Source organism: Microbacterium sp. p3-SID336 (assembly GCF_025143365.1).
In the GTDB taxonomy this organism is placed as follows: Bacteria; Actinomycetota; Actinomycetes; order Actinomycetales; family Microbacteriaceae; genus Microbacterium.
In genome coordinates, this window is the sequence record NZ_JALXPE010000100.1 from 1 (window position 1) to 7071 (window position 7071).

Consider the following 7071-nt stretch of genomic DNA (forward strand, 5'->3'; position numbering starts at 1 on the left):
CCTCCATGGTGTGCGCGGAACGCTCGCGACGGCGGGCCGCCAGCCAGAGGCCAGCCAGGAGCAGCCCGAGACCCGCGATGCCACCGGCGATCCAGGGCTGCCCACCCGTGGTCGCAAGACCGGGAGGAACGACGATCGTCCGCGTCGAGCAGTCGGGATCCGTCGAGCCGACCGGGCAGTTCGCACCCGAGTCGTCCGGCGTCACCACGACGTTGTCGACTGTGCCGACATTCGACATGGTCACCGTGTAGGTGATGACCTTGACCCCTCCCACTCCGAGTTCGCCGGCCCAGCTCAGGATCGGCTTGGTGTACTGGGCGCCGTTGGTGGCGTCGCCGTTGTACGTGCCGATCCGCAGCGCAGAGCTGAGGTCGTCGGTGAAGGAGGCCGGACGCTCTGTGGTGTACGGAACCTGACCGGTGTTGGTGACCGTCACGGTGAAGGTCACCCGCTCACCGAGCTGAGCCTGCGTCGTGGACACCGACTTGAGGACCTCGTAGCTCGCCACCGGAGTTTCCGTCTCGCAGCCGTCGGCCTCGGCGCAGTCGCCACCGGGAGCATCCGCCACCACCGCATTGCGAAGGAAGTGATCGCCCGTCGCCGGCTGATTCACCGTCACCGAGTACGTGACCTCGACCGATGCGCCGACCGGCAGCTCGCCGGACCAGGAGAGCGTGTCGCCGGACACGGTCGCCCGTTCCGTCGCGTCGTCGTTGTACTTCGCATCGTCGAACACGCCGGACAGATCGTCCGTGAACGTCGCGGGGACGTCCGCGGTGTAGGCCACCTGACCGGTGTTGGTGAGCGTGACGGTGTACGTCACGACGCCACCGAGCGTGGTGTCCTGCACATCCGCGGACTTGGCCGCCGTGTACGCCTGGATTGGCGTATCGGTGATGCACTCGTCATCGACGCAGTCGCCTCCCGGGGCCGCCGGGGCGACCACGTTGCGGAGGTTGAAGTCGCCGACGACGGGGTCGTCGACGGTCACCGAGTAGGTCACCTCGACGGTCGCGCCGACGGGCAGCGCGCCCGACCAGGTGAGGGTCGAGCCATCGACCTCGGCTCCTGCAGACGCGTCGTCGTTGTACGCAGCGTCGTCCAGCACCCGCGACAGGTCGTCGGAGAAGGAGGCCGGCTCGGCATCCGTGTACGCGACCTGCCCGGTGTTCGTGACCGTCACGGTGTAGGTCACCGTGTCGCCCGCGACCGCACTGGTCTTGTCCACCGACTTCGCAACCGTGAAGGAGCCGCTCGGAACGTTGGCGCTACACGCGGGATCGGTGGAGCCGACCTCGCAGTTCCCGCCCTCGTCCGGAGGCGTCACCACGGTGTTGCCGAGGTTGCTGTCGCCCGTCACCGGGTCGTTCACCGTCACCGAGTACGTCACGGTGACATTGGCGCCGACGGCCAGAGGTCCGCTCCAGCTGAGCACAGGCTCGGCGTAGGAGACGCCCGCTCCCGTGGAGCTCAGCGCGTCACCGTTGTAGGCGGCGTCGTCGAGCACCTCGGTGAGGTCGTCGGTGAACGACGCCGGCATGGCGTCGGTGTACGCGACCTGACCCGTGTTGGTCATCGTGATCGTGTACGCGACCACTCCGCCCGGCAGCACCTCCGTCGACTCCGTGCTCTTGACGACACGGAGCGAACCCACAGGAGTCTGCGTCTCGCAGATATCGGCGCACGACCCACCCGGTTCGGTGGGAGTGACGACGTTCTGCAGGAGGAAGTCTCCCGTCACAGGGTCGTCGATGGTGACCGAGTAGGTGACCGTCGCCGACTCGCCGGCCGGCAGTGCACCGGACCAGGTGAGGGTGGTACCCGCGACCGAGCCGCCGGTGGAGACGTCGTCGTTGTAGACGGCGTCATCCAGCACGCCGGACAGGTCGTCCGTGAAGCCCGCGGGCTGCGCGTCGGTGTAGTCCACCTCTCCCGTGTTCGTGACCGTCACGGTGTACGTGACCGTGTCACCCGGCATCGCCGAGGTGGCACTGGCCTGCTTGGACACCGTGTACGAGGCGACCGGAGTCACGGTCCCGCACTCCGCGTCCGTGACACAGGACCCGCTGGGATCGGTCGGGACGACCGTATTGAGCAGGTTCTGGTCCCCGGTGATGGGGTCGTTGACGGTGACGGAGTACGTGACCTCTGCGGTCTCCCCCACGGCGAGCGCTCCGGACCAGGCGAGCGTGGTGCCCGTCACGCTTCCGCCCATCGACACGTCGCCGTTGTAGGTGGCGTCGTCGAGGACGTTCGTGAGGTCGTCGGTGAAGCCCGCGGGCGCGTCGGCCGTGTAGGCCGCTTCACCCGTGTTGACGACCGTGACCGTGTAGGTCACGACATCGCCCGGCATCGCCGTCTCCCTGTCCGCCGTCTTCGCGACCGTGTACGAGGCGACAGGTGTGTCGACCGTGCAGTCCTCACCAGGGGCGCACTCGCCGTCCGGCGCAGTCGGGACGACCGCGTTCGTCAGCATGTGATCACCCTGGTCCGGGTCGGAGACCGTCACCGAGTAGGTGACGGTCGCCGTGCCGCCGACCGCGAGCGCACCGGCCCAGGTCAACGTGTCTCCGCTGACGCTGCCGCCGGCGGAGACATCCCCGTTGTAGACGGCGTCATCGGCCACGTCCGACAGGTCGTCCGTGAACGATGCCGGGTTCGCGTCCGTGAACGCCACCTGGCCGGTGTTGATCACCGTGACGGTGTACGTGACGACGTCGCCGGGAGCGGCGACGGCGACATCCGCCGTCTTGGACACGGTGTACGCCTGGATGGGCGTCGTCGTGCACTGCTCCGTGGTCGGATCGCACACGTCGTCCGGCGTCTCTCCGGGAGAGACCAGGAAGTTGTCCGCGCTGTTGTTGCCACGATCGGACGGAGCCTTCACCGTCACCGTGTACGTGACCGTCGCCGTCGCACCCACCGCCAGGTCGCCGCGGATCTCGAGGATGCCGTCGGTCGGCCCGTCGAGCGTCACGGATGCCGTGTCGGACTCCGGGGCTCCGGTAAGGTCGGCGTCGTCCAATACATCGACGAGGTTGTCGTCGCGCATCACATCGGCCGGTGTCGCTCCGGTGTTGGTGATCGTGATGGTGTACGTCAGCTCGGTGCCTTCGACCGCGGGGGTCTCCGAGGCGGAGACCGACTTGGTGTAGGTCACACTCGTGATCGGCGTCGACGTGCAGTCCGGGTAGGACGCATCCGCGGGATCGCACACCCCGTCTCCCGGCGGGGTCTCCCCCGGCGCGAGTAGGAAGTTCGTCGCCACGCTGTCACCACGCTGGCCGTCCGGCAGCACCGTCACCGTGTAGGTCACGGTGTACCGCGCTCCGACCGGAACGGTGCCGGTGATCGAGGTCTGCGCTCCGTTCCGCACGGCCGTGAGGCCGTCCACCGATGCCGGCTCCGTCGTCACGACCGCGTCGTCCAGGACTCCCGTGAGGTCGTCGATGGCGTCGACCGTGGCGGGCGCGAACCCGTCGTTGTCGAAGTGCAACGTGTACGTGATGGTCGATCCGGCGACCGTGGGAGTGCTCGACGGCACAGCAGACTTCCACTGCTGCAGCCCCGCACCCGGGATGATCACCTCGTCGCAGGTCGGCGCGCCGGGAAGGATATCCTCCTCCGGCACACAGGCCTGGTTGCGCAGCTGGTTGTCGCCGTCACCCGTGTAGGTGACGGTGTACGTGATCGTCGCCGACGCGCCAGCGGCGAGCGGGCCCTCCCACGACAGCGTGTCGCCGTTACGTGTCACCGTTCCGACATCTGCACTGAGCGACGCGTCGTCGAACGTCGCATCATCCAGCACCTCCGTGAGGTCGTCCGTCGCGGTCGCGGGAGCCGTCGCCGTGTACGCACCGGGACCCTCGTTGGTGACGACGACGGTGTAGGCGACCTGTGCGCCGACGGCCGGGAGATCCGTCCGATCGGCGTACTTGTCGATCACGAGCCGCGGCAGCGGCACGGTGACCTCGGCACACGGCTCGCCCGTCACCGGGTCTGCGCCGCCCACGGGCGGGTCGCAGGCCGGAGGCACGGGGTTCGACGGGTCGTTGGGCACCCACGCGACGTTCCTCGCGGTGCCGTCGCCCCCTGCAGTCAGGGTGACCGAGTAGGTGAGGGTGACCGATGCGCCTGCGGCGAGCGGACCGCTCCACGACAGGAGCGGTGAGGCGTAGGCGGGAGATCCGCCGACGCTCGACACCGCGTCCGCGTTGTAGGTCGCGTCGTCGAGCACACTAGACAGATCATCCAGGATCACCGCCGGATTGGCGGCCGTGTAGTCCTGGTTGCCGGTGTTCGTGGCCGTGACCGTGTACTGCACGACGTCTCCCTGGCGGGAGTCGACCGTCGCGTCAGAGGTCTTGGTCAGCTCGAGCTCGGGCTCCGAGAAGAACTCGACGCTCGCGCACGCGGGCAGGTCCAGACCGACGACAGCGATGATGTTCTCGGCGCAGTTGGTGTACGTCTTGGGCGACGGCTCGTTCGGAGCGGGCGTGTCGGACGTCACGTTCACCGTGATGGTGCAGGACACCTCGCCCTGCGCCAACTGACCGTTGGCGACGGAGATGGACCCTGCACCAGCCACCGCGGTCGTGGTGGCGTTACACGTTCCCCCGACGGATGCGGGGTCATCGATCACGAGACCGGCAGGAAGGGCATCGGTGAACGACCAGCCGGCCTTCGCCGCGAGCTCCGAGGTGTTCGTGACGGTGAACGTCAGTGTGGACGTCCCACCGACCGGCACACTCGTCGGTGAGAACGACTTGTCCAGCTGCGGCGTGGCGTCAAGAATGCGCAGCGCGTCAAACGCGCCGTCATTGCCGAAATTCGTCCCGTTCGCATTGCGCAGCGTGATTCCGATGCTCCCACCGCTGAACAGGACAGCAGCATCAGACGTCGAGGTGGTCGCGTAGGCGGGCACGGTCACGCCGGGATTCCCTGCCATGGGGACATCGATCTCGCCGCCACCCTGACATGCGTTGATCGGCCCACCAACCGGGACCTCGGTTCCGTCTGCTTCGACGATACCGAACTGATGCAAGGGCGGAGAGTTGGTTCCGAAGTCGCAGTTCACGGCAGCGGAGTTCACGCTGAAGGTGAGGAACCTCCCATTCGCGTTCGGCAGCGGGATAGGAGTCTCCGTCTTGAGTTGAAGGAGATTCGGCCCGGGCGCTTGTCCATGCGTATACGCAGCGACCGAATGGTTGAGCTCCGGATTCGACGCGCCGACCAGTGCGCCGAGCGCCCAGGACAGGTTGCGCAGACTGGCGTACGCGTAATCACGGTTCGGCTGAGGGTAGACGATCGGGTCCGCCGGCTCGCAGTTGTTGACCACGGGACCGAACTGCGCAGATGCCGGCGCTGTATAGCGGATGATGATGCCATTGCAGTTCTGGAGCCACGCCTGATCTGCCGTGTACGTCACGCCATCGGCGTTCATGTAGTCGGTGAGCAGAATCGGTGTGTCGCCGACGTTGTTCTCGAATCCCTCCTCGTACAACACAACCGGATCCGAGGGGATGCCCGGCTGGCCCGCGACGAGTGGGGCGATGCCCACCCCCGCCGCGGCGGCGGCGTCTGCATCGGGGTACAGCACACCCCCGACACCGAACATCCCAGCGATGAGAGCGACCGCTGTGGTCGCGCTTCCCCATCGCAATTTTCGAGTAGTGAACACCCTTCTGTTCCTTCCCAGGCAATCGTGCCGGAGGCGTCCGTGGCGTCGACGAGTGTCCCGGAGGATCCCGTCGTGCCACGAGGCTGCACGTCGAGCCCCTTCAAGCTCGACGACAACCCACACTGAACGCCCTTCTCGTTCACCCCGCCTACGACCCGAAGGTCGTACAGAAACACCGTCGCGGCGCGCCCTCCCAGGTGACGCCACGATGGCTATCAGCCTATGCACAGACACGGCATCGAGCCTGTCCCCGGACTCCCCAGGATCGCCTCGAATTCGATCACGAGAGCACTGCCGCCCGCCGTATTCCTACCGAACCTGTGTCCGTGAGTACCAGGTTGCCCGATCCCGAGCGATCAGCGCGCTCGTCACTCAGTGTCTGGAGATAACGCATCGTCGCCCGCCCGCGCGCGTCGTTCATCCCCATGACCGTCACCAGTGCATGCGGCGTCGACGCCAGCAGGAGAACCTGGCACTGCACAGGGATCACTCCGATGTCACACGACTCGAGGCTGGTCTGGAACGGCCCGGGGCGCCGCACGTCATGTCTGTCCCATGCGGCACGCAGCGCCGGCGACCCGAGTGTGAGGGAATCGACGACGTCGTCGCGACGGGGGTCCCGGTCCGTGCCGAGGAACCGCAGAACCGCCAGCATCTCGGCGACGACGCGCTCACGTTCGGCGGGCTCCTCGGTGCGGCGAGCGATCTCGTGGATCAGGTTCACGGGGTGCGCGGCCACCCCCGGCAGGATCGTCTCGCCCAGAGCGTTGGCGTCCACCACGTCGAAGTTCAGGTCGACGAGCAGGGCTCCGACATCGCGGAGACAGTGCACGAGGTTGATCGTTGCAGGATCCGGGTCCTCGGCGCGGAGGGCGGCAGGAGGCATCTCCCCCTGAAAGGCCAGCACGCGCAGATGGTAGGCGGCGTCGGCATCGAGTCGCAGCGCCTTCGACAACCCAGCCAGCACCTGCTCAGACGGTTGACGGGAGCGTCCCTGCTCGAGTCGCAGGTAGTACTCAGCGCTGATCCCGGCGAGCCGGGCCACCTCCTCGCGGCGCAGCCCTTCGACCCGCCGCGTCGGCTCGCGCACCAGACCGACATCCTCCGGACTGATAACGGCGCGCCGCGCACGCAGGTACGCACCGAACAGCGAGGTCGTCCGACCCATGGAGAAGCCCCCTCGAATGGCCCGCCCATGTCGTGCTGCTCGCACCACGGAGGGCGAGCGGAATCATCGTAGACCGCCGATCGGCATTCTGCGTACAGGGCGGCTGAACCACCAGGGTGAAAGCCCGCCTGCGGCTCCGGCACACGAGAAGAGGCGCCCCCCCCCCGCGCGGGGGGGGGGGGCGGGGGTCGCGCTCGGGGAGGCGGGGGGGCTGCCCCGCCCC

General features: G+C 67.5%; 2 protein-coding genes. Both read right to left on the reverse strand.

Annotated elements, in window-relative coordinates; translation table 11 throughout:
• Positions 1-5617: DUF11 domain-containing protein (locus M3C17_RS18510; RefSeq protein ID WP_259979526.1), on the reverse strand; the 5617-nt coding region annotated here is incomplete at its 3' end.
• A gap of 343 nt (positions 5618-5960) precedes the next feature.
• Complete coding sequence (locus M3C17_RS18515) at positions 5961-6770, reverse strand: helix-turn-helix domain-containing protein (RefSeq protein WP_396820515.1); 810 nt, start codon at positions 6768-6770, stop codon at positions 5961-5963.
• Positions 6771-7071 lie beyond the last annotated feature (301 nt).